The organism is Bradyrhizobium sp. CFUWI (assembly GCF_056429085.1).
This window is the reverse complement of sequence record NZ_JBWJZE010000270.1, coordinates 1-409: the sequence shown is the minus strand read 5'-3', so window position 1 is coordinate 409 and position 409 is coordinate 1. Positions and strand designations below refer to the sequence as shown.

Annotated in this window: 2 pseudogenes; one reads left to right on the top strand and one right to left on the bottom strand. The window is 73.6% G+C overall.

Going from position 1 to position 409, the window contains the following annotated elements:
- Positions 1-101 (top strand): annotated as a pseudogene (locus AC066S_RS39755) (QacE family quaternary ammonium compound efflux SMR transporter); the annotation flags it as partial.
- Positions 102-116: 15 nt separating this feature from the next.
- Here AC066S_RS39755 and AC066S_RS39750 read toward each other — a convergent pair.
- A pseudogene (locus AC066S_RS39750) lies at positions 117-409 on the bottom strand (hypothetical protein); the annotation flags it as partial.

The following is a 409-nucleotide window of genomic DNA, read 5'->3' as shown; positions in this document are numbered from 1 at the left end:
TCTATGGCCAGCGGCTCGACGGCCCGGCACTGGCGGGCATGGGGTTGATCCTGGCGGGCGTGCTCGTGATCAACCTGTTCTCGAAGACGGCGGGCCACTGAGGCCCGCCCCTGCCGCTACAGCGGGCGCCGCCGCGCGAACCGCACGACCGTGACGCCCGTGCGCGCCTGGCGCGTGGAGGGCATCACCAGCACGCAATCGTCGTAGGGCGTGGCGACGGGTTCGCCGTCGTTGTCGCCGATCACCGTGCCCGCCTGGGGAATCACTTCCAGTGCCGTCACCGGGCGCACGAAGCGGAAGCCGCTGCTGCGCGCGACGACCGGGCCCGTCACCTCCAGCACCCATTGCCGCGGCGCATCGGGCTGGCGCCAGCCGGGCAGGGCCTGCGCCAGCGCGGCGGCATCCAGCG